The organism is Pseudomonas sp. TREG-RG-20F-10-E-6-01, assembly GCF_022662455.1.
Lineage (GTDB): Bacteria > Pseudomonadota > Gammaproteobacteria > Pseudomonadales > Pseudomonadaceae > Aquipseudomonas.
In genome coordinates this window covers 1-645 of record NZ_JAKNQP010000039.1, presented here as the reverse complement: position 1 = coordinate 645, position 645 = coordinate 1, and the positions used below count along the sequence as shown (strand labels likewise).

The window sequence follows — 645 nt, the reverse complement described above, 5'->3', positions numbered from 1 at the left end:
AGATTGACCCCATGGCTACAACCGTTAACAGCGACCTGATCATCTACAACGATGAGGCGCAAACCGCATACCTGGAGCGTGTCCAGGACAACCTGGATGTGTTCAACGCATCGTCCAACGGCGCGATGGTGCTGGACAACGAGCTGATCGAAGGCGACTTCCGCAAGCGCGCGCTCTACAAGCTGAGCGGCTCTCTGGAGCATCGCGACGTCAACTCCGACGGCAAGGTAACTGCCAAGAAGATCAGCGCCGGCGAAGCTGTCGGCGTCAAAGCTCCCTGGAAGTACGGCCCGTATCAGACCACCGAAGAGGCATTCAAGCGCCGCGGTCGTCCGGTCGAGGAGTTCTCCCAGATCGTCGGCGCCGACGTTGCTGATGCGACCTTGGAAGGCTTCATCCAGTACGCAACTGCTGGCCTCCGTGCCGCCATCGGCTCCAACGCTGACATGGTGGTTTCGGCCAACATCGAAACCGACGGCAAGAAGACGCTGACTCGCGGTATGCGAAAGTTCGGCGACAAGTTCGGCCGTATTGCTCTGTGGGTCATGCACTCCAGCGCCTACTTCGACATCGTCGACGAAGCCATCACCAACAAGATCTACGAAGAAGCTGGCGTTGTGATCTACGGCGGCCTGCCGGGCACTT

General features: G+C 59.2%; 1 protein-coding gene. It reads left to right on the top strand.

All coding sequences use genetic code 11. The features are described from left to right. Nucleotides 1–11: 11 nt before the first annotated feature. Nucleotides 12–645, top strand: a 634-nt coding sequence (locus L8K08_RS30170; protein WP_242201987.1) for a major capsid protein, incomplete at its 3' end; no start/stop codon positions are given.